The organism is Pseudaquabacterium terrae (genome assembly GCF_013266755.1).
In the GTDB taxonomy this organism is placed as follows: domain Bacteria; phylum Pseudomonadota; class Gammaproteobacteria; order Burkholderiales; family Burkholderiaceae_C; genus Pseudaquabacterium; species Pseudaquabacterium terrae.
Genome location: NZ_JABRWJ010000004.1, coordinates 180,690 through 202,004, shown reverse-complemented (window position 1 = coordinate 202,004; position 21,315 = coordinate 180,690). Strand labels below are relative to the sequence as shown.

19 protein-coding genes are annotated in these 21,315 nt (G+C 70.8%); 7 read left to right on the top strand and 12 right to left on the bottom strand.

Features of this window, described 5'->3' with window-relative positions; translation table 11 throughout:
* The first annotated feature begins 42 nt into the window (after positions 1-42).
* The 3 genes from HLB44_RS13555 (at position 43) to HLB44_RS13545 (ending at position 4,173) form a co-directional block, all read left to right on the top strand.
* Positions 43-255 (top strand): hypothetical protein, encoded by a 213-nt coding sequence (locus HLB44_RS13555; RefSeq protein WP_173123280.1) that lies wholly within the window; start codon positions 43-45, stop codon positions 253-255.
* Positions 256-312: 57 nt separating this feature from the next.
* Entirely contained in the window at positions 313-3,402 is a 3,090-nt protein-coding gene (locus tag HLB44_RS13550) for a PAS domain-containing protein (protein ID WP_173123278.1), read from the top strand.
* Between the two features lie 108 nt (positions 3,403-3,510).
* A complete protein-coding gene (locus tag HLB44_RS13545; RefSeq protein ID WP_173123276.1) occupies positions 3,511-4,173 on the top strand; it encodes a hypothetical protein in 663 nt (220 codons plus the stop codon).
* Here the strand turns inward: HLB44_RS13545 and HLB44_RS13540 are convergent, their stop codons facing one another.
* Positions 4,174-5,643, bottom strand: a complete 1,470-nt coding sequence (locus tag HLB44_RS13540; protein WP_425500807.1) for a M3 family metallopeptidase — start codon at positions 5,641-5,643, stop codon at positions 4,174-4,176. It lies immediately after the preceding gene.
* A gap of 709 nt (positions 5,644-6,352) precedes the next feature.
* On the opposite strand from HLB44_RS13540, the gene HLB44_RS13535 reads away from it, so the two are divergent.
* The 4 genes from HLB44_RS13535 (at position 6,353) to HLB44_RS13520 (ending at position 10,483) form a co-directional block, all read left to right on the top strand.
* Positions 6,353-6,883, top strand: a complete 531-nt coding sequence (locus tag HLB44_RS13535) for an SRPBCC family protein (RefSeq protein ID WP_173123272.1) — start codon at positions 6,353-6,355, stop codon at positions 6,881-6,883.
* Entirely contained in the window at positions 6,880-7,917 is a 1,038-nt protein-coding gene (locus tag HLB44_RS13530; RefSeq protein WP_173123270.1) for an oxidoreductase, read from the top strand. Before HLB44_RS13535 ends, HLB44_RS13530 begins: the two co-directional genes overlap by 4 nt.
* A gap of 91 nt (positions 7,918-8,008) precedes the next feature.
* Positions 8,009-8,878, top strand: a complete 870-nt coding sequence (gene ypfJ, locus HLB44_RS13525) for a KPN_02809 family neutral zinc metallopeptidase (protein ID WP_173123268.1) — start codon at positions 8,009-8,011, stop codon at positions 8,876-8,878.
* Between the two features lie 54 nt (positions 8,879-8,932).
* Complete coding sequence (locus tag HLB44_RS13520; protein WP_173123266.1) at positions 8,933-10,483, top strand: AMP nucleosidase; 1,551 nt, start codon at positions 8,933-8,935, stop codon at positions 10,481-10,483.
* A gap of 6 nt (positions 10,484-10,489) precedes the next feature.
* Here the strand turns inward: HLB44_RS13520 and HLB44_RS13515 are convergent, their stop codons facing one another.
* The 11 genes from HLB44_RS13515 to HLB44_RS13465 all read right to left on the bottom strand — a co-directional run bounded on the left by HLB44_RS13515 (position 10,490) and on the right by HLB44_RS13465 (position 21,293).
* On the bottom strand, positions 10,490-11,209 hold the full coding sequence (locus HLB44_RS13515) for a GntR family transcriptional regulator (protein WP_173123264.1): 720 nt from the start codon (positions 11,207-11,209) through the stop codon (positions 10,490-10,492).
* A gap of 22 nt (positions 11,210-11,231) precedes the next feature.
* Positions 11,232-11,627 carry an oxalurate catabolism protein HpxZ gene (hpxZ, locus tag HLB44_RS13510; RefSeq protein WP_173123262.1) on the bottom strand — a complete coding sequence of 132 codons (396 nt, stop codon included), beginning with the start codon at positions 11,625-11,627 and terminating at the stop codon, positions 11,232-11,234.
* Positions 11,624-13,429: an allophanate hydrolase gene (gene atzF, locus HLB44_RS13505; protein WP_173123260.1), complete on the bottom strand. Its 1,806-nt coding sequence runs from the start codon at positions 13,427-13,429 to the stop codon at positions 11,624-11,626. The genes hpxZ and atzF overlap by 4 nt, the downstream gene beginning before the upstream one ends.
* Positions 13,430-13,434: 5 nt before the next feature.
* A complete protein-coding gene (locus HLB44_RS13500) occupies positions 13,435-14,118 on the bottom strand; it encodes a cysteine hydrolase family protein (protein WP_173123258.1) in 684 nt (227 codons plus the stop codon).
* The gene (locus HLB44_RS13495; RefSeq protein ID WP_173123256.1) at positions 14,115-15,725 is read right to left on the bottom strand and encodes an ABC transporter ATP-binding protein; all 1,611 of its coding nucleotides are present in this window, start codon (positions 15,723-15,725) and stop codon (positions 14,115-14,117) included. Before HLB44_RS13495 ends, HLB44_RS13500 begins: the two co-directional genes overlap by 4 nt.
* Entirely contained in the window at positions 15,722-16,552 is an 831-nt protein-coding gene (locus HLB44_RS13490; RefSeq protein WP_173123254.1) for an ABC transporter ATP-binding protein, read from the bottom strand. Before HLB44_RS13490 ends, HLB44_RS13495 begins: the two co-directional genes overlap by 4 nt.
* Entirely contained in the window at positions 16,549-17,313 is a 765-nt protein-coding gene (locus tag HLB44_RS13485) for an ABC transporter permease (RefSeq protein ID WP_173123252.1), read from the bottom strand. The genes HLB44_RS13490 and HLB44_RS13485 overlap by 4 nt, the downstream gene beginning before the upstream one ends.
* A gap of 5 nt (positions 17,314-17,318) precedes the next feature.
* Positions 17,319-18,305 carry an ABC transporter substrate-binding protein gene (locus tag HLB44_RS13480; protein WP_246312252.1) on the bottom strand — a complete coding sequence of 329 codons (987 nt, stop codon included), beginning with the start codon at positions 18,303-18,305 and terminating at the stop codon, positions 17,319-17,321.
* 27 nt (positions 18,306-18,332) lie between these two features.
* Entirely contained in the window at positions 18,333-19,019 is a 687-nt protein-coding gene (gene biuH, locus HLB44_RS13475; protein WP_173123248.1) for a biuret amidohydrolase, read from the bottom strand.
* 244 nt (positions 19,020-19,263) lie between these two features.
* Entirely contained in the window at positions 19,264-20,184 is a 921-nt protein-coding gene (locus HLB44_RS13470; protein WP_173123246.1) for an ABC transporter permease subunit, read from the bottom strand.
* Positions 20,181-21,293, bottom strand: coding sequence for an ABC transporter permease (locus HLB44_RS13465; RefSeq protein WP_173123244.1), 1,113 nt, complete (start codon positions 21,291-21,293; stop codon positions 20,181-20,183). The genes HLB44_RS13470 and HLB44_RS13465 overlap by 4 nt, the downstream gene beginning before the upstream one ends.
* Positions 21,294-21,315 lie beyond the last annotated feature (22 nt).

The window sequence follows — 21,315 nt, the reverse complement described above, 5'->3', positions numbered from 1 at the left end:
CGGGGCGACGCCACGTTGAGGGAAGGTTGATTCTCACCTGCCATGAATTCCATCGACGCCTCTGCCCGCCTCCTGGTCGATTGGGTCGACCTCAAGTGGCTGATGGCCGCCGAAGGCCGCAGCGTCGACCTCGACCGGCTGACCCACGATCCGCTGTACGCCGCGCAATGCTGCGAGGTGGCGATGGGTTCGGCGCAACCGGCGTTGCGCCGGGTCGCATTGCGGCTGCGCGCCGCGACGCAAGCCGCGGTTTAGACTGCGCCGGCCTCCCCCCGCTCACGGCCGCTCGTCGGCGGTCCCTTGCGCGCCCCGATGACGCCGCCGTCCCGCCCGGCTCCGCCGGACATCGCCGCTTATGAGCTGCTCGACCTGCCCGTGGCGCTCGTCGATGCCCAGGGCCGGCTGCAGGCGATCAACCAGGCTTTCGTGCGCTTCACCGGCTTCGCCGACCCCACCGCCTGGCAGGGACGTCGGCTCGACGAGCTGCTGTGCGGCAGTGCGTCCGATCCGGCGCAGCGGCTGTGGATGCTCAAGCGCTTTCGCACCGGCGAGGGTTTCGCGCCGGTCGACTTCAGCGGCTGTGATGCGCGTGGCCAGCCACTGCACGCGCAGATCGGCCTGCGCTTCGCCGCCGACGGCCACGCGGTCTTCACGCTGCAGCCGGCTGCGCGCACACAGGCGCTGGCGGCCGACCAGCGGCGGCTCACCGAACTGCTCGACATGGCGCAGGATGTCGGCCACATCGGCGTCTGGGAGCGCGACGTGCGCAGCCTCGAGGGCCGCTGGGACCGCCACGTCTGGCGCTTCTGGGGGCTCGATCCGCGCGAAGGGGCGCTGAGCTTCGACACCGCGCTGCAGGGCGTCGTGCCTGAGGACCGCGCCGCGCTGGCCGCGGAGTTCAAGCGCTCGCTGCAGCGCTGCGGCAGCTACGTGATGCGCTACCGGCTGCGCGCCGCCGACGGCCGGCTGCGCCACGTGCGCTCGCAGTGGGAGGTGCGCGCCGGCGCCGACGGCATGCCCGAGCGCGCGATCGGCGTGCTGATGGACGACACCGAGGCGCTCCAGCTCGCGCAGTCCTACGGCGAGACGCATGCTCAGCTGCGCTTGGCGATGGAACTCGCCGACATCGCCATCTGGCGCTATGACGCGCTGCGGCGCCGGCTGTATTCCAACGAGCGCGGCTGGGCGCTGCTGGCGCGGCCGGCGCCCGAAGAGGGCCTGGCCGCCGGCGCGCTGCTGCGGCTGGTCGAGCCCGAGGACCGTGCCGAGTTGCGCGCGCGCCTGCGCCAGGCCCGCGCGCAGGACGGCCCGGTGGAGTTCGGCGTGCGCATGCGGCGCGGCGATGGCCAGACGCGTTATCTGCTCGCGCGCTGCATCGCGCAGCGTGCCGATGCCGGGACGCAGCTCGGCGCCTATGTCGGCGTGGCGATCGACATCAACGAGCGCTTCGAGCAGTCGCGCCGCGAGCTGGCGCTGGCGCGCCGGCTCGAGATGGCCACCGGCGCCGCCGGCGTGGCAATCTGGACCTTGTCGCTCGACTCCGGCGAGGTGCACTGGGACGAGCAGATGCGGCGGCTGCACGGCGGCGCCGAGGCCGTCGTCTCGCCCGACCTGGCCGATTACATGGCGCGTTATCTGCATCCGGGCGACCATGCCGCGGCGAGCGAGGCGCTGCGTTCGCTGCTGCTGCGCAAGAGCGGCCTGGTCGACCTGGACCTGCGGGTGGTGCGGCCCGACGGCAGCGAGCGCCGCGTCGCCTCGCGCATGACCTACGAGAGCGGGCCGAGCGGGCCCACGCTGTGCGGCGTGATGCTCGACGTCACCGAGCGCCATGCCGCCGAGGCGCGGCTGCGCGAGGCCGCCGAACGCGTGACGCTGGCCACCCGCGGCGCCGGCATCGGCACCTGGACGCTCGATGCCGCCGGCGAGCACGGCTGGTGGGACGAGCAGATGTTCCGCCTGCGCGGCCGCGCGCCCGAGGACCGGCCGGTGAGCCGCACCGAAGCGCTGACCTGGCTGCATCCGGCCGACCGCGAGACGGTGGTGACGGAGATGCGCGCGGCGAGCGCCGAGGACCGCGCGTCGAATCACGCCTTCCGCGTGATCTGGCCCGATGGCAGCGTGCACTGGCTGGCGTCGCGCTCGGTGCCGATGCGCGACGACGCCGGCCGCACGGCGCGCCGCATCGGCATCAACTGGGACATCACCGACGCGCGCGCCGCCGCCGAGGCGCAGGACGAGATCCGCCTGGCGCAGCGCGAGAGCCAGGCCAAGTCGCAATTCCTCGCGCGCATGAGCCACGAGCTGCGCACGCCGCTGAACGCGGTGCTCGGCTTCGCGCAGCTGCTGCTGGCCGACGGCCCGGCGCAGGACGAGGCCGTGCTGCGGCGCCGCGCCGAGCACATCCACGCCGCGGGCAAGCACCTGCTGCTGCTGATCAACGACGTGCTCGACCTGTCGAGCCTCGAATCGGGCGAGCGGCCGCTGCAGCGCGTCGCGGTGCCGCTGCGCTCGCTGGTGCAGTCGGTGCTGCCGCTGGTCGAGACCCTGGCCGCAGCGATGCGCGTCGAGATCCACTGCGAGGCGCTCGACAGCGCGGTGCTCGGCGACCCGATGCGGCTGCGCCAGGTGCTGATCAACCTGCTGTCGAACGCGATCAAGTACAACCGCCCGGGCGGCTGGGTGCGCATCGAGGCCGAAACGGCCGCCGCCGAGCCGCACCGCGTGCGCTTCATCGTCGAGGACTGCGGCCGCGGCATGACCGACGAGCAGCTGCAGCAGGTGTTCGAGCCCTTCAACCGGCTCGGCCGCGAAACCGAAGGCATCGACGGCACCGGCATCGGGCTGGCGATCGTGCAGGCCTCGGTGCAGCGCATGGGCGGACGCATCGAGGTGCGCAGCGAGGCCGGCGCCGGCAGCTGCTTCGCGCTGGTGCTCGACGAGGCAGAGATGCCGGCCGGCACGGCGCCCGATTCGGCCTTTGCGCCCTTCGCGACGACGCAGTCCCCGGCGGCGCCGAGCCGGCGCGTGCTGTACATCGAGGACAACCCGGTCAACCTGCTGATCGTCAGCGAGCTGCTGAGCCGCCGCCGCGACCTGCATTTCGACGCCGCGCCCGACGGCCTGAGCGGCATCCAGCGCGCCCGCGCGACGCAGCCGGCGCTGGTCCTGATCGACATGCAGCTGCCGGACATCGACGGCCACGAGGTGCTGCGCCGCTTGCGCGCCGACCCGGCGACGGCCGGCATCAAGTGCATCGCGCTGTCGGCCAACGCGATGCCCGACGACATCCAGCGCGCGCTCGACGAAGGCTTCGACGACTACTGGACCAAGCCGCTGGACTTCCGGCGCTTCATGGCGGCGCTGGATTTGCTGTTGGCGCCCGCGGCAACCGCTCCCTGACCCCGGGGCCGGAAAGCCGGCGGTTCGGCACAACCGCACGTTCTCTATTACTTTTATCAATTAGACTGCCGGCCATTGTTCCAATTTGTATCTGGCCGGAGGTCCCGAATGCCGCTCTCGTATCCCACCCGTCTGTCAAAGGCCATCCTCGCGCCGCTGCTCGCGCTCGGCGCCGTATTGCCCGCGCAGGCAGCGCCGGTGCTCGTCAGCGTGCCCTCCTTCTCCTTCGCCGCTGGCAGCGGTTACGGCGTCGATGCGGCCGAGTCGACCGGCACGCTGCTGGACGTGCTGTTCAGCAGCACCGGCTTCGCAGGCGCCAGCTTCGCGCTGGACACGGTCGGGGCGTCGCAGACCTTCGACGTCGGCACGGTGCGCCTGCGCGAAGCGAACGCCCACAGCGGCATCCGCAGCGCCGAAACCGACCTGCTCGGCCTGCAGGCCAGCATCACGTTCGGCGCGCCGTTCGCCGGCTCGCTGCCGCTGCTGGCCTCGGTCAGCGCGACGACCGGCTCGGTTTCCGACAGCGACTTCGATCTGACCATCGCCTGGAGCCCGTTCCAGCTGTCGCTGGCCGACGGCAGCGTACTCGGCATCGCGCTGAACACGCTGGCCTTCGCGGGCGCGCAGACGCTCACGCAAAGCGCCACGGTGACGCTGCTGCAAGCCGCACCGACGGCCAGCGCGCAGGCCGTGCCGGAGCCGAGTGCCGGGCTGCTGGCCGGCATGGCGCTGGCCGCATTGGCGCTCACGCGCCGCCGCTCGCCGCGCTGACTACAGTAAGCCGCGGTCGCGCAGCATCGGTTCGAGCTGCGGGTCGCGGCCGCGGAAGGCGCGGAACGCCGCGCCCGGCTCGACGCTGTTGCCGCTGCCGTAGATCCACTGCTTCAGCCGCGCGGCGGTGCCGCCATCGAACGCATCGCCGGCCTCGACGAAGGCCTCGAAGGCATCGCAGTCCAGCACCTCGGCCCACAGGTAGACGTAGTAACCGGCCGCGTAGCCGCCCGCGAACAGGTGCTGGAAGTGCGGCAGCCGGTGGTTCATGCCGGCCGCCGCCGGCGCGCGCCGGTCGGCCAGCACGCGGCGCTCGAAGTCGACGATGTCGTCGATCGGCTCGCGGCTTTCATGCACCGCCATGTCGACGATCGCGCTCGCGGTGTAGCGCACCGTCTCGTAGCCCTGGCCGAACTTGCGCGCGGCCTCGATGCGCTCGATCAACGCATCGGGAATCGGCGCGCCGGTCACCGCATGGCGTGCGTGCTGCTTCAACACCGCGCGCTCCTGGGCCCAGTGCTCGAACAGCTGCGACGGCAGCTCGACGAAGTCGCGCAGCACCTTGGTGCCCGACAGGCGCGCATAGCCGACGTCCGACAGCAGCCCATGCAGCCCGTGGCCGAACTCGTGGAACAGCGTGCGCACGTCGTCCAGCGACAGCAGCGTCTCCTCGCCCGGCGCGGCCTTCGCGAAGTTGTTGTTGTTGAGGATCACCGGGCGCACGGCTTCGGCACCGTTGGCGGCGTTGCGGTGCTGCCAGCGCAGCGCGCTCATCCATGCGCCGCTGCGCTTGGCAGGGCGCGAGAAGTTGTCGTGCAGGAAGAGGCCGATCGGCCGGTTCCCGCTGTCGCTCACTTCATAGGCCAGCACGTCGCCGTGGTAGGCGGTGAGGTCGTCGCGGCGCTTGAAATGCAGGCCGAACAGCCGCTGCGCGCAATCGAACACCGCGGCCACCATGTTGGGCAGCGCGAAATACGGCTTCAGCTCGGCCTCGTCGACGGCGAAGCGCGTGATGCGCACCTTCTCGGCCCAGTAGCGCCAGTCCCACGGCTCGATCGCCGCGTTGACGCCGGCCTGGGCCTTGGCCTCGTCGAGCAGCGCGCGCTCGGCCTCGAAGGCGGTGACGCCGCGCTGCCAGACTTCGTCGAGCAGCGCCCAGACGCGCTCGCGCGTCTGGGCCATCGTGTCGCTGAGCGCGTAGTCGGCATAGGTCGGAAAGCCGAGCAAGGTCGCCTGCTCGCGGCGCAGCGCGAGGATCTCGCAAGCGATCGCCCGATTGTCGTGCTCGCCGGCCTGCTCGCCGCGGCCGATCCAGGCGCGCCAGGCCTGCTCGCGCAGGTCGCGCCGCTCGGAGAAGGTCAGGAAGGGCACGATCAGCGAGCGCGACAGCGTGACCACCGGCGTGTCGAGGCCACGCTCGCTCGCCGCCTGGCGGGCCGCCGCGCGCACGAAGGCCGGCAGGCCGGCCATCGAGGCCTCGTCGGGCAGCGCCAGCGTGTAGCTGGCTTCGTCGTGCAGCACGTTCTGGCCGAACGCCGTCGTCAGCTCGGCCAGCCGCTGCACCACCGCCGCATAACGCGCACGCGGAGCGTCCGCGAGCTGCGCGCCGGCGCGCACGAAGTCGAGGTGGAAGCGCTCGACGAGGCGCTGTTGCTCGGCATTGGAGCCGCTGTCCGCGCGCTGCGCGTGCACGGCATCGACCCGCGCGAACAGCGCCGCGTCCTGGTACACCGAGCTCCAGTGTGCGGCCATCGGCCCGGCCACCTCGCGCTGCACTGCCTGCAGCGCTGTCGTGGTGGCCGACGCGGTCAGGTTGTAGAACGTCGCCTCGATGCGCGTGAGCAGCTCGCCAGCGCGGTCGAAGGCGGCGATCGTATTGTCGAAATCGGGTGGCGCGGCCTGCTGCGCGATCGCTGCCAGCTCCGACTTGTGCAGGCGCATCGCGCGTTCCAGCGCGGGTCGGAAGTGTTCGGCGCGCGCTTGAGCGAACGGCGGCAGTCCGAAGGGCTGGTCCCAGTCGGTCAGCAGCGGATTGGTCTCGGCATCCAAGTTCGGGTCTCCATGGGTTTCCGGGCCCGGTTCGTGGCCAGGCCCGGTGGGGGCCGGCAATGATGCCATTGCCCCCCGGCGCGAATCTGCGGGAGACTGCGCGCCATTGCCGAACGGAGGGAAATAGCGCATGAAGATCCTCAAGATCCTGCTGATCGTGATCGGGCTGCTGGCGGCCGTGTTGTTCGGCGGCGGGATGTTCCTGTCGCCGCAGTTCAAGGTCACGCGCAGCGTCATGATCGCGGCGCCGGCCGACAGGATCTACGGCCTGATCGCCGATCCGCGCGAATGGAAACGCTGGTCGGTGTGGAACCAGCGCGATCCGAAGATGAAGATCGAGTACAGCGGCCCGCCGTCGGGCACCGGCGCGGCCTGGTCATGGAAGAGCGAGAGCGAAGGCGACGGCCGCATGACCTTCACCGAGGCCGTCCCCGGCCGCCACGTCGCCTACGAGCTGGTCTTCCCCGACTTCGGCACCACGTCGAACGGCGAGATCGAGATTGCGCCCGATGGCGCCGGCAGCCGCGTGACCTGGGCGATGAACGGCAACATGGGAAGCAACCCGCTGTTCCGCTGGTTCGCGCTGAATGCCGACAGCATGGTCGGCAAGGATTTCGAGGCCGGCCTCGCGAACCTGAAGGCGCTGGCGGAGAAGCCGTGACCCCACTGCTGAACGTCGGCCTGGTCGGCTTCGGTTACGCCGGCCGCACGCTGCATGCGCCGCTGATCCGCGCCACGCCGGGGCTGCGGCTCGCCGCGGTCGCCAGCCGCGATGCGGCGACGGTGCATGCGGCGCTCGGTGCCGAGGTGGTCGTGCATGGCAGCGCCGAGACGATGATCGACGACGCGCCGCTCGACCTGATCGTGCTCGCATCGCCGAATGCCACGCATGCCCCGCTGGCGCGCCGGGCGCTGCAGGCCGGCCGCCATGTGGTGATCGACAAGCCGATGGCGCTGGATGCCACCGAGGCGGCGCCGCTGCTGCCGCTGGCACGCGAGGCCGCTCGTGTGCTGAGCGTCTTCCACAACCGGCGCTTCGACGGCGACTTCCTCACCGCGCAGGCGCTGCTGGCCGCCGGCACGCTCGGCCGCATCACCGAGGCGCGGCTGCATTTCGACCGCTTCCGGCCGCAGGTGCGCGCGCGCTGGCGCGAGAGTGGGGAGGCGGGCGGCGGGCTGTGGGCCGATCTCTCACCGCACCTGCTCGACCAGGCGCTGCAACTCTTCGGCGAGCCGATCGGCTTGTCGGCCGACCTGATGCGGCTGCGCGACGGCGCCGCCAGCGACGACGCCTTCGAGTGCCGGCTGCGCTTTGCCGGCGGGCTGCGCGTGACGCTGGCGGCCAGCATGCTGGCCGCGCTGCCGGGGCCGCGTTTCGCGTTGCATGGCACACGCGGCAGCTGGATGTCGTGGCCGCTCGATCCGCAGGAGGACGCGTTGAAGGCCGGCATGGCGCCTGAAGCGCTACCGCCGGCCGCCGGCGAGCTGTGCGTGGCCGGCGCCGACGGCGGTGAACCGCAGTGCCGCCCGTGGCCGACGCAGCCCGGCCGCTGGCGGGACTACTATGGTTTGATGCGCGACGCGATGCTCGGCCTCGGCCCGAATCCGGTGCCGCCCGAGCAGGCATGCCGTGTGCTGGCCTTGCAGGACCTCGGTCGTGCCGCGGATGCGGCGCGGCGAGAGCTGCCGTGTTGAAGCAACAAGTCGCCGCCGGGCCGCCCCAAGGCGACGACGCCCCCTCGGGGGGCCGACGCCGAAGGCGTCTTGGGGGCTTAAGGAGACCGTGATGCGACTGGATGGCCACCGCGAAAGCGAGAACGTCGAGGATGCACGCGGCCAGGGCGGCGGCGGCGGACGCTTCATCGGCGGCCGCGGCATCGGGATCGGCACCGTGGCGGTCGCCGTGGTCGCCGGCTGGATCTTCGGCATCAATCCGCTGACCATCCTGGGCATGCTGAGCGGCGGCGGCTCGCCGGTGGTCGAGCAGCAGGCGCCGGCCGGGGCCCCGCCGGCCACCGATCCGAAAGCCCGCTTCGTCTCGATGGTGCTGGCCGACACCGAGGACGTCTGGCGTGCGCAGTTCAGCGCGATCGGCAAGACCTACCGCGAGCCGAAGCTGCGGCTGTACACCGGATCGGAGGTCACCGCCTGCGGCGGCGGCCAGGCGGCGATGGGGCCGTTCTACTGCCCGGCCGACGAGAAGGTCTACATCGACCTGTCGTTCTACGAGACCATGCGCACGCGCCTCGGCGCACCGGGCGACTTCGCGCAGGCCTATGTCATCGCGCATGAGATCGGCCACCACGTGCAAAACCTGCTCGGCGTTTCCGAGCAAGTGCAGCGCGCACGCCAGCGCAGCGACGAGCGCACCGGCAACCAGCTCAGCGTGCGGCTCGAGCTGCAGGCCGACTGTTATGCCGGCCTCTGGGCTCACCACGCGCAGCGCTCGCGCCAGATCCTGGAGACCGGCGATGTCGAGGAAGGGCTGAACGCCGCCGCCCAGATCGGCGACGACGCGATGCAGCGCAATGCCGGCCGCCAGGTCGTGCAGGAACGCTTCACGCATGGCAGCAGCGCGCAGCGGGTCACCTGGTTCAAGCGCGGGATGGAAGGCGGCAAGCTCGAAGGCTGCGACACCTTCCGCGCCGCGCAGTAATCGCCCCGCCCGCGCGCACGCCGTGGCGTCACGGCGTTGCGGGCAAAATGGGCCATGACGACACCGACGCTGATAACGACCCAGACCTTCACCGACGCCGACGCCGCACTGGCGCATGTCGCGACGATCTACCACAGCGGTGTTGCGCACCTGCGCCAGGCACTGCAGGACTTCGTCACCGGCCACACGCCGCCGACCCGCGTGCGCGCCTGCTACCCCTTCGTTCGCGTACGCACCCACACCGTGGTGCGCGCCGACTCGCGGCTGTCCTTCGGCTTCGTCGCCGGACCCGGCGTCTACGAGACCACGCTGACACGGCCGGACCTGTTCGCCGACTACTACCGCGAGCAGTTCCAGCTGCTGCTGAAGAACCACGGTGGCGTGCTGGAGGTCGGGCTGTCGAGCCAGCCGATCCCGATCCACTTCTCGCTGGCGCAGCACGACCACCTCGAAGGCACGCTGTCGCCGGAACGGCGGGTCCTGATGCGCGACATCTTCGACCTGCCGGACCTGGCGGCGATGGACGACGGCATCGCCAACGGCACGCAGGAGCTGCGGCCAGGCGATCCGCAGCCGCTGGCGCTGTTCACCGCGCCGCGCGTCGACTATTCGCTGCACCGGCTGCGCCACTACACCGGCACCGCGCCCGAGCACTTCCAGAACTTCGTGCTGTTCACGAACTACCAGTTCTACATCGACGAGTTCGTGCGCCTGGGCCACCTGCTGATGGGCAAGCCGCTCGGCCAGGGCGGGCTGCTCGGCTCCACCTCCGGCGGACCCGGCGACGACACGCCCGAGCATGCACTCGACAGCGACGGCTACGTCGCCTTCGTCGAGCCCGGCAACGTCGTCACGCGCCGCGCCGGCTTGGCCGCAGGGGTCGACGACGACCACGGCGCGCCGCCGCCGCGGCTGCCGCAGATGCCGGCCTATCACCTGATGCGACCGGACCGCTCGGGCATCACGATGGTCAACATCGGCGTCGGCCCGGCGAACGCGAAGAACATCAGCGACCACATCGCCGTGCTGCGGCCGCACGCCTGGCTGATGCTCGGCCACTGCGCCGGCCTGCGCAATACCCAGCACCTGGGCGACTACGTGCTGGCCCACGGCTACGTGCGCGAGGACCACGTGCTCGACGAGGAGCTGCCGTTGTGGGTGCCGATCCCGCCGCTGGCCGAAGTGCAGCGCGCGCTCGAGCAGGCGGTGGCCGACGTCACGCAGCTGACCGGCTTCGAGTTGAAGCGCATCCTGCGCACCGGCACCGTCGCGTCGACCGACAACCGCAATTGGGAACTGCTGCCGCATCCGGGTCCGGAGCGCCGCTTCAGCCAGAGCCGGGCGGTGGCGCTGGACATGGAAAGCGCAACGATCGCCGCCAACGGCTTCCGCTTCCGCGTGCCCTACGGCACCTTGCTGTGCGTCAGCGACAAGCCGCTGCACGGCGAGATCAAGCTGCCGGGCATGGCCAACCACTTCTACCGCGAGCGCGTCGACCAGCACCTGCGCATCGGCATGCGGGCGATCGAGCTGCTGCGGCGCCAGCGGCTGGACCAGCTGCACAGCCGCAAGCTGCGCAGCTTCGCCGAAGTGGCGTTCCAGTAGCCCTGCTCAGGCGGACCGTCGCGCCCGATACAGCATGTCGAGCGTGATGTGCCGCACCTCGAGCTTGCTCTGCTCGATGTGCGCTCGCAGCAGGCGCTGCGCCTCGTCGGCGCGGCGGCGGGTGATCGCGCGCAGGATGCGCGCATGCTCGTCGTAGGTGGCCTCGATGCGCGCCGGCTTCGTGAAGTCGAGCCGGCGGATGATGCGGATGCGCTCGGTGATCTCGCGGTGCACGCGCGCCATCTCGCGGTTGCCGCTGCCCTGCACCAGCAGCATGTGGAACTGTTCGTCGAGCCGGCCGACTTCGGCGCCCTCGACCAGCCGCTCGGCCGGCGGCGCCAGCCAGACCTCGGCCAGCGCCCGCAGCGCCGGGCGCTCCTCGGCCTCGGCCAGGTGGTGCGCGGCGTGGCATTCGAGCAGCACGCGCAGGTCGTAGAGCTCGTCGAAGGTGTCGAAATCCAGCGGCGCCACCTGCCAGCCGATCTTCGGCATCACCTGCAGGAAACCCTCGCGCTCCAGGCGCTGCAGCGCCTGGCGCAGCGGCGTGCGGCTGACCTTCAGGCGCTGCGCGAGCTCACTTTCGCTGCAGCGGTCGCCCGGCATCAACGTGAAGTCGAAGATCATCTGCTTGAGCTGCGCGTAGGCCGCGTCGGCCAGTGTCGGCGCCTCGTCGGTGGTCGACGCGGCAGCCCCGGAGAGGGACTTCGGCAGGCTCGAGAAGGACATGCCGGCCATGATACGCAGCGCACTATTCCTCGAAGCCGATCATGCTGACATGGGCGGCGACGATCTTCCAGCCCGCGTCGTCCAAGCGCACCCAGGTCTGGCTCTGGAAGCCGCGCAGCGCCGAGTCGCTGCGCACGAACTCGCACTGCGCGACAGCGCAATCGGCGCCGAAGCTGCGGATGCGCAGGTGCTCGATGCGGCGCGTGAAGCGGGGTGCCGGGCTGGCGGCACGGAAGCTGCGCAACTGCGCGATGCCCCACTGGCGGTCGGCGATGCCGTAGCGCGTGGTGCGCGGGTCGTCCCAGAAGAAGGCGTCGAGCGCGGTCAGGTCGTGCGTCATCAGCGCGCGCTCGTAGTCGGCGAACAGGCGCTGAATCTCGGCGACCACGTCGGGCCGATCGACGGCGTCCGGTTTCATCGGTTCTCCAGCCAGCCGCGCCAGCCGCCGAAGCTGCTGATGTCGGTGCCACCGGCCAGCGCCGCCGGCTCGCAGATGAAGCCCTTGACCCAGCGGCCGTCGGCGAGCTGCACCGAGCCCAGGCCGAGCGGCGGCGGGATCAGCGCGAGGAAAGAGCCGACAGCGTCCAGCGGCATCTCGTAGACCTCGAGCACGATCGCCTGGCCGTCTTCGTGCCCGCCGCAGCGCACGAGGCCGGGTTTCGGCGGCTGGGTGTTCGGCAGCGCATAGAGCCGGTAGTTCGGCGCGCTGCACGTGCGCTCGATCAGCCGGCAGCCACGCTCACTCAGCTGGCCGTGCAGCGGCATGCCTTCGAGGTGGGCGCCGACGACGGCGAGCTGCAGCGTCGGCGCGGCGGCCGGCGTGGCATACAGCAGGCGATCGGCCGCTGTCGCGTCGCGCAGGCCGGCGCCGAGCGGCAGGTCGCGCGCCGCTTCCCAGCGCGCACCGAGCTGCGCCAGCGCCGCATCGCTGCCGCCGGGCGCGATGAAGGTGATGCCGAAGGGCAGCCCACGCGGCGTGAAGCCGCTCGGCAGCGCCAGCGCCGCGAGGCCGAGCAGGTTGACGAAATTGGTGTAGCGGCCGAGCTCGCTGTTGCGCCGCACCGGCTCGGCGGCCACCGCGGCCAGCGTCGGGCAGGTCGGCGCGGTCGGCACCATCAGCACGTCGAGCTGCGACCACAGCGGCGCGATCTGCGCGCGCAGCGCTTCGAGCGCATAACGCGCATCGAACGCGGCCGCGGCATCGTGCGCCCGGGCCGCAGCGATCACGCCGCGCACGACCGGGTCGATCGCCTCGGGGCTGCGTTCGATCAGCTCGCGCACCACCGTGTAGCGCTCGGCCACCCAGGGGCCTTCGTACAGCAGGCGGGCGACGTCGAAGAAAGGCTGCATGTTCACCGGCTGCGGCTGAAGGCCCCAGGCGCGCAGCTGCTCAAGCGCCTGCTCGAAGGCCGCGTCGTACCCCAGCGCAGCATCGCAGCCGGGCTGCGCCGGCACGCCGATGCGCAGCTCGCGGCCGTTGCCGAACCAGGCCGGGCGCGCCGGCCACGACTGGTGGCGCGGCTCGTCCGTGGCGCCTTCGATCAGCGCGGTCACCCGCGCCGCATCGGCCACTGTCAGCGCGAAGACCGATACCGTGTCCAGCGTCCGGCAGGCCGGCAGCACGCCGGCCATCGGCAGCGCACCGGGCGTCGGCTTGAGCCCGACGAGGTTGTTGAAGCCGGCCGGCACCCGGCCGGAGCCGGCTGTGTCGGTACCCAGCGCAAACGCCACCAGCCCGCGCGCGACCACCGACGCCGAGCCCGAGCTCGAACCGCCGCTGACGTACGCCGCGTCGACGCTGTTCGGCACGGCGCCGTAGGGCGAGCGCGTGCCGACCAGGCCGGTGGCGAACTGGTCGAGGTTGGTCTTGCCGACCAGCACCGCGCCCGCATCGAGCAGGCGCTGCACGACGGTCGCGTGGCGCTGCGGCGTGTGCGCGAATGCCGGGCAGGCGGCGGTCGTCGGCAGGCCGGCGACGTCGATGTTGTCCTTGACCGCGAAGGGCACGCCGAAGAGCGGCAGCGATGCCGCGGCACCGCGCTGCAGGGCATCGTCCAGCCGCTGCAGCTGTGTTTCGATGAAGGCTTCGTCGCAGCGCAGGATCCACGCCGGGTCGTCGCCGTGGCGGCGCGCGAGCACCGGGGCCAGCAGCGCGCGCGGCGAGGCCCCCGGCTCGGCATATGCGGCGCGCCAGTCGGCCAGCGTCAGCGGGAGGGGCATCGCAGTCATCGTGGTGGTGCCTCGATCAGGGCCTCGATCAACGCGGCAGCCGGAGCCGTCCAGCCGACGATGCCGCCCTGCGCGGTGATCATGGCCAGCGTGGCCGCCTTGAACTCCGGGAAATAGCTTGCTGTGCCGTCCTCGACCAGCAGGCAGTCGTAGCCGCGGTCGTTGGCCTCGCGCATCGTCGTCTGCACGCAGACCTCGGTGGTCACGCCCATCAGCACCAGGTGCGTGATGGCGCGCGATTGCAGCGTGTCCTGCAGGGGCGTCGCGAAGAACGCGCCCTTGCCGGGCTTGTCGATCAGCGGCTCGCCGGGCAGCGGCGCCAGCGCGGGCACGATCGCGTGGCCGGGCTCGCCGATCACCAGCAGCCGGCCCATCGGGCCCTCATCGCCGATGCGCCGGCCGGGCCGGCCGCGCTTCAACTTGGCCGGCGGGCAGTCGGACAGGTCCGGCGCATGGCCCTCGCGGGTGTGCACGACGAGGCCGCCGGCGCGGCGCCACGCGCTGAGTACCGCCTGCACCGTCGGCACGATGGTCTGCAGCCGCGTCACGTCGTTGCCGAGCGCGGCGCCGAAGCCGCCGGGCTCGATGAAATCGCGCTGCATGTCGATGATCAGCAGCGCGGTGCGGTCGATGTCGAAGCGGAACGGCGACGGCTGCGCCTGGGTGATCAGCACCGTCATGCCGCCTCCCGGTGCGGCGCATGCGCCTTGCCGCCCATGAAGGCGCCGAGCTCGTGCCGATCGGCCGCGCCGGCCGCAACGTCGTGCACGATGCGGCCCTCGCTGATCACGACGATGCGGTCGGCCAGCGCGAGCAGTTCGTCCAGATCCTCGCTGACCAGCAGGATTGCCGCACCGCGATTGCGCGCGGCCATCAGGCGGCCGTGGATCTCGGCGACGGCGGCGAAGTCGAGGCCGAACACGGGATTGCTGACCAGCAACAGCTCGGGCTCGCCGGCCAGCTCGCGCGCCAGCACCGCGCGCTGCACGTTGCCGCCGGACAGCGTGCGCATCGGCGCGGATTCGCCCTGCGTCTTGACGCCGTACTCGGCGATCCACTCGCGCGCGCGCCGGCGCAGCGCAGACCAACGCACCCAGCCGCCGAGCACCCGCGGCAGCGCATAGGCCGGCTCGTCGAATTCACGCAGCGCCAGGTTCTGCGCGACGCTCAACTCGGCGACGCAGGCATTGGCCAGCGGCTCCTCGGGCAGGCTGCGCACCTTCAACGCGCGGTTCTCGCGCCGCGTGGCATGGAAGTCGCGATCGGCCACGCGCACCCGGCCACCGTCGTGCCGGCGCTGGCCGACCAGCGCCTGCATCAGCTCGCGCTGGCCGTTGCCCGAGACGCCGGCGATGCCGACGATCTCGCCGCTGCGCACCTTCAGCGACAGGGCGCGCACAGCAGGTTCACCCCGGTCGCCGATCACCGTCAGGCCGTCGATCGCCAGCCGCACCGGGCCGGCATCGCGCTGTTCGCGCACGAGCGGTGTCGAGACTGCTTTGCCCTCGCCGACCATCGCCTGCGCGAGCGCCTGCGGCGTGCTGTCGGCCACCGCGCCGCTCGCCACCAGCTTGCCGCGCCGCAGCACGCTGACATCGTCGGCATGCTCGGTGACTTCGCGGAACTTGTGCGTGATCAGCACCACCGAACAATCGCCGGCATGCGCACGCCGGCGCAGCGCGCCGAGCACTTCGTCGGCCTCCTGCGGCGTCAGCACCGAGGTCGGCTCGTCGAGGATCAAGAGGCGCGGCTTCAGGAACAGCTGCTTGAGGATCTCGAGCTTCTGCTTTTCGCCGGCCGCCAGGTCGAGCGGCGTCGCGTCCAGCGGCAGCCGGAACGGCGCGCCGGCGAGAAAGTGCTCGAGCTCGGTGCGTGCGAGGCGCCAGTGAATCACCGGCGGCAGCTTGCCGCGCGCGAGCAGCAGGTTCTCGGCCACCGTCATGCCAGGCACGACGGTGAAATGCTGGTAGACCATGCCGATGCCGAGTGCGCGCGCGACCGCCGGCGTGCGAATGTCGTGCTCACGCGCATCGAGCATCACCGCGCCGTCGTCAGGTCGGTGATAACCCGCAATGCACTTGACCAACGTGCTCTTGCCGGCACCGTTCTCGCCGAGCAGCGCATGCACGGTGCCGGGACGCACCGTGAGCGACACACTGTCGAGCGCCGTGAACGCGCCGAAACGCTTGGTCAGGTTGAAGGTTTCGAGCGTCAGCGCAGTGCGGACTGCAATACCTTCGGGCTGCGCCCTCCGGTATTCGCCCTTGGGGCGGCCCGGCGGGCTCATGCCGCCATCTCCCGCCGGAACACTTCCAGCGTGTGCGCCTTGACCCGCACGAACTCCGGATCCGCCACCGCTTCGGGCAGCCGCGGCCGCGGCATGTCGAAGCTCACCAGTTCCGAGATGCGCGTCGGCCGCCGCGTCAGCAGCAGGATGCGGTCGGCGAGGAACACCGCATCCTCGAGGTCGTGCGAGACGATGACCATCGTCGTGCCGGTGGCCAGGTGCGCCTCCTGCAGCTTGGCGCGGATGAACAACGTCATCTCGAAGTCGAGCGCCGAGAACGGCTCGTCGAGGAACAGCACCTCGGGCCGCGTCGCCATCGACCGCATGATGCACACCGTCTGCATCTGGCCGCCGGACAGCTCGTACGGGTAGCGCTTCAGGTCGAAGCGGATCTCGAACAGCTTGACCAGCTCGTCGACGCGCGCCTTCACGTCGGCCGCCTTCAGGCCCTGGCGCTTCAGCGGGTAGGCGATGTTGTCCCAGGCGGTGATCCACGGGAACAGCGCATCGCGGTAGTTCTGGAACACGTAGCCGATCTGCGTGTCCTTCAGGCTCTTGCCGTCGAACAGGATCTCGCCGGCGTCGGGCTTGACCAGCCCGGCGATCATGTTCATCAAGGTCGACTTGCCGCAGCCGTTCGGCCCGAAGATCGAGACGATCTTGCCGCGCGGCAGGTCCAAGTTGAAGTTGGTGTACAGCGGCGCGCCGGCGAAGCTCTTGCTCAGGCCGCGCACGGTGACGTGGGTCTTCGGCGCGGCCGGCAGCGTGAGGATCGAATCGGTCGTCGAAGACGGCGGCAGCACCGCCGCAGGGAGGGCTGCGCTCATGCCTTGCCGCTCCAGTGAATCAGCTTCTTGTCGGCCAGCAGGAACAGCAGGTTCAGCAGGTAGCCGAGCGCGCCGGTGACCAGGATCGAGGTGTACATCTCCTTGACGTTGAACACCTGCTGCGCATCGATGATGCGGTGGCCCAGGCCGTTCTCGCTGCCGATGAACATCTCGGCGACGATGACGATCACCAGCGCCATCGACACCGCGCTGCGCAGCCCGACGAAGGTCTGCGCCAGGCTCTCCATCAGCATCACGTCCTTGAAGACATGCCACTTCGACACGCCCATGATCTGCGCCGCCATCACCCGCGTCTTCTTCGCGTGCATCACGCCGTAGGCGCTGTTGAACAGCACGATCAGCGCGGCGCCGAAGCTGGCGATGGCGATCTTGTTGATGTCGGTGATGCCGAAGATCAGCAGGAACAGCGGGATCAGCGCCGAGCTCGGCGTCGAGCGGAAGAAGTCGATCAGGAACTCGACGCTGCGGTACGCGCCTTCGCTGCTGCCGAGCATCACGCCCAGCGGCACGCCGATGGCCACCGCAATGCCGAAGGAGCAGACGGTGCGGTAGATCGTCGCCCACAGGTCGGGAAAGATCGCGCCCGAGGCGAACACGCTGACCAGGTGCGCCAGCGTCTCGCCGGGGGGCGGCAGCAGCACCGGCTTGACCCACTGCGCCGAGATCATCAGCTGCCACAGCGCGAACAGCAGCAGCGGGCCGATCAAGGGCAGCCAACGTCGATCGAGGAAGCGGCTCATCGCAGTCAGCCCGTGTAGATCAGCGACTTCACATCGAGCCGCTTGTTGAAGATCTTGCGGTCGGTGAAGACATCGAAGAACTTCTGGAAGTACTCGATGTCGCTGGCCTTGAACTCGTTGTACAGCGTGAAGCCGGCCAGCGGCACCTCCTTGACCAGCGCCTCCTCGATCGCGGTGAAGCCGTCCATGTGCTTGCGCGCGGCGTCGGGGTTCTTGCGCACCCAGTCGACCGCCTTGGCGTACGCGGCGATGTAGCGTTTCGCGAGCTCGGGTTTGTCCTTCAGCAAGCTCGTCGTCAAGCTGGCCGAGCCGCCGAACCAGGGCGCGTCATGGTCGCCCAGCACGTACTTGGAGATCACGCCGGGCTCGAGCACGCGCGTCAGGCCCTTCAGCCGGCCGGTGGTGCCGGTGGGCTCGAGCGTGTAGGCCGCATCGATCTGGCCCGCCGCCAGCGCCGGCACATGCTGGCCGATCGGCAGCTCGATGACCTGCGGGTTGGCAATGCCGTTCTTTTCGAGAATTATTTTCGCCAGCGTGACGTTCTGGATGCCGGGGCCCGAGGCGATCTTCTTGCCGGCCAGATCGGCGATCGATTTCACCGCCGAATCCTTGGGCACGACGAACTCGTCGAGGATCAGCGTGCGGTTGCTCGGGTTGCTGCAGATGATCTTGAACAGGTTCGGGCTGGTGATCTCGGCCAGCGCCAGCGCGGCGGAGGCGGTGCCGTTGGCCGAACCGTGGATGCGGCCGGCGATCATCGCCTCGGCCACCTGCTGGGCGCTGGCGAACTTGGCGCCCTCCACCTGCAGCCCGGCATCCTTGAAGAAGCCGCGCTCGAGGCCGGCGTACAGCGGCAGGCCGGATGCGATGGGCCAGTAGCCGATCAGGATCTTGTCGTCGGCGGCCAGCGCCTTGCGCTGCAAGCCGATCAACGCGGCCGAGGCGGCACCGGCCTTCAGCACGGTCCGGCGGGAAGGGAACAACGGCTTCATCGCAAACATCCTCGGGGTTGAAAGGGGCTACAGCGCCTGCAGCGCGTCGATCACGGCGCGCGACTCGGAGACGGCGCCGAACACGCCGCCCTGCATCTGGATCATCTTCAGCGCCGCCTCGTGGTTGCCGCGGTCGGTGGCGCCGGTGCAATCGCCGAGCATCACGCACTCGAAGCCGCGGTCGTTGGCTTCGCGCATCGTCGTGTGCACGCACACATCGGTCGTTATGCCGGTCAGGATCAGGTTGCGGATGCCGCGGGTGTGCAGAATCAGCTCGAGGTCGGTGGCGCAGAACGAGCCCTTGCCCGGCTTGTCGATGACCGGCTCGCCGGCCATCGGTGCCAGCTCGGGAATGATGTCCCAGCCCGGCTCGCCGCGCACCAGGATGCGGCCGCACGGGCCGGCATCTCCGATACCCGCGCCGATGCGCTGCGAGCGCCAGCGCTTGTTCGCCGGCAGGTCGGCCAGATCCGGCCGATGCCCTTCGCGGGTGTGGATCACGTGCAGGCCGACCTGGCGCGCCACCGCCAGCAGCGCCTTGATCGGCTCGATCGGCGCGCGCGTCAGCGACAGGTCGTAGCCCATCTTGTCGACATAGCCGCCATGGCCGCAGAAGTCGGTCTGCATGTCGATGATGACGAGCGCAGTGTTGGCCGGGCGCAGGTCGCCGTCGAAGGGCCAGGCATAGGGTTCGGAGCGGATGGTCGTTGGCATGTCAGTGGTCCAGAGGCAGTTGACGGCGCGTTGCGGACACTTGCTTCGCGTGCGACTGTCTGTGCGGCAAAGCCGGCGGCGGGCACGCTGGCCGGGCGGAGACCGCGATCGGCCCTGGGGGCCGATTGCCATCTCGCCCGGGCCGCGCAGCCCGCGCCCGGCTTTGCCGCTCCGGCCATCGCAAGCCAAGAGCACTTCAATGACCGCACAGAGCCGGAGTCCGACATTCGCGTCCCGAGACCACTCATCTGGACACCCCCAGCTCACTCGGCGCGCCCTTCAGAGCCCGTCGCGGCGAGCAGGTGGCGACCAGGATCGCCAAGGTCAGTGCATACGGCATCGCATTGAACAGGTGGTAGCCGCCGCCGATGCCGATCGACTGCAGCGCCGGGCCGATCGCGCCGGCGCCGCCGAAGAGCAGCGCCGCGCCGAGGCAACGCCACGGCTGCCAGCGCGCGAAGATCACCAGCGCGACCGCGATCAGCCCCTGCCCGCTCGACAGGCCCTCGTTCCAACTGCCCGGGTAGTACAGCGACAGCGACGCGCCGCCCAGGCCGGCGACGAAACCGCCGGCGCTGGTGGCGGCGATGCGCACGCCGTTGACCGAGTAGCCGAGCGCGCGCGCCGCGTCGCTGGAATCGCCGGCCATGCGCACGACCAGGCCGGGACGTGTGTTCTTGAAGCCCCAGGCCAGCAGCGCGGCGAGCGCCACGCCGAGCGGGAACAGCGCATTGATCGACAGCGCGCTCTGCACCGCGGGTGAGCTGCTCCAGGCGCCGAGCGCGATCGACGGGATCTGCGGCGCCTGCGGCTGGATCAGCGGCTTGCCGAGGTAGAACGCGAGCCCCGCGCCGAGCAGCATCAGCGCGATGCCGGTGGCGATGTCCGACACCCGCGGCAGCGAGCACAGCAGGCCGTGCAGCAGCGCCAGCGCCGCGCCGCTCGCCCCCGCGAGCAAGACGCCGAGCCAGGGTGAACCGGTGAGGTATGCGCCGCCGAAGCCGGCCATCGCCGAGAACACCAGCACGCCTTCGAGGCCGAGGTCGATGCGGCCGGACTTCTCGGTCAGGCACTCGCCGAGGCTGACGAAGAGAAACGGCGTGCCGACGCGGATCGCGCCGCCGATCACCGCGAGCGTCAGGTCGAGCACGGCATCGAGACTCACTGGACGACCCGCCCCATGTTCGCGGCCAGCCGCAACCGCCCGAGCGCCGGCATCCGCAGCGCGAACAGGCGCCCGCGCAAGGCCTCGGCGGCGAGGATGAAGACGAAGGCGAAGCCCTGCAGCACCAGCACCGACGCATCGGGCAGCCCGAGCCGCCGTTGCAGCAGGCTTCCGGCGGCCGCGAAGCCGCCGAACAGCAGGGCGACCGGCGGGATCGCCCACGGCTGGTGGCGGGCGACGAAGGACACCAGGATGCCGGTGTAGCCGAGGCCGGCGATCACCGACGCATTCGCCGCGGTGTGCACCGCGGCCACCTCGACCGCGCCGGCGAGGCCCGCGCAGGCGCCGCCGGCCGCGCAGGCGCCGACGATCAGCCGGTCGGCCGGCAGACCGACCAGCCGCGCGCTGCGCGCATTGCCGCCGACCACCCGCAGCGCGAAACCCGCCGCGGTGTGGCGCAGCCACAGGCCTGCGAGCAAGCACAGCACGAGACCGATCAGCAGTCCCCAGTGCACGTCGCCGAGCACCGAGTCCGGCGCGATCGCGCCGATGCGCAGACCCTCGGCCAGCGGCTGCGTCGACGGCTTGTTCAGGCTCGCCGGGTCGCGCAGCGGCCCTTCGACGACATGCTTGAACAGCGCGATCGCGATGTAGCCGAGCAGCAGGCTGGAAATCGTCTCGTTGACGCCGCGCCACTGGCGCAACCAGCCGGCAAGCGCGACCCAGGCCGCGCCGAACACCGCGCCCGCCGCCAGCACCAGCGCGCTGCCGCTCACATCGGACGGTAGATCGATCAGGGTCGGCAGCCCGGCGCAACCGAGCGCCCCCAGCACCAGCGCACCCTCGCCGCCGATCACCGTCAACCCGGCGCGCGCCGGCAGCGCGACAGCCAGTGCGGTCAGCATCAGCGGCGCGGCACGCTGCAGCGTGTTCTGCCAGGCGAAGGCATCGCCGAAGGCGCCGCGAAACAGGATGACCCAGGCCTCGGCCGGGCTGGCGCCGCCGAACCAGACGAAGACGCCGAACAGCAGCAGCGCCGCGCCGATGGCGCCGATCGGCAGCAGCAGCGCCTCGGCCGGCGCATGCCAGGAGCGTGGAACGGCGCTCATCGGTCGGGCGGTTCGCTCGGGC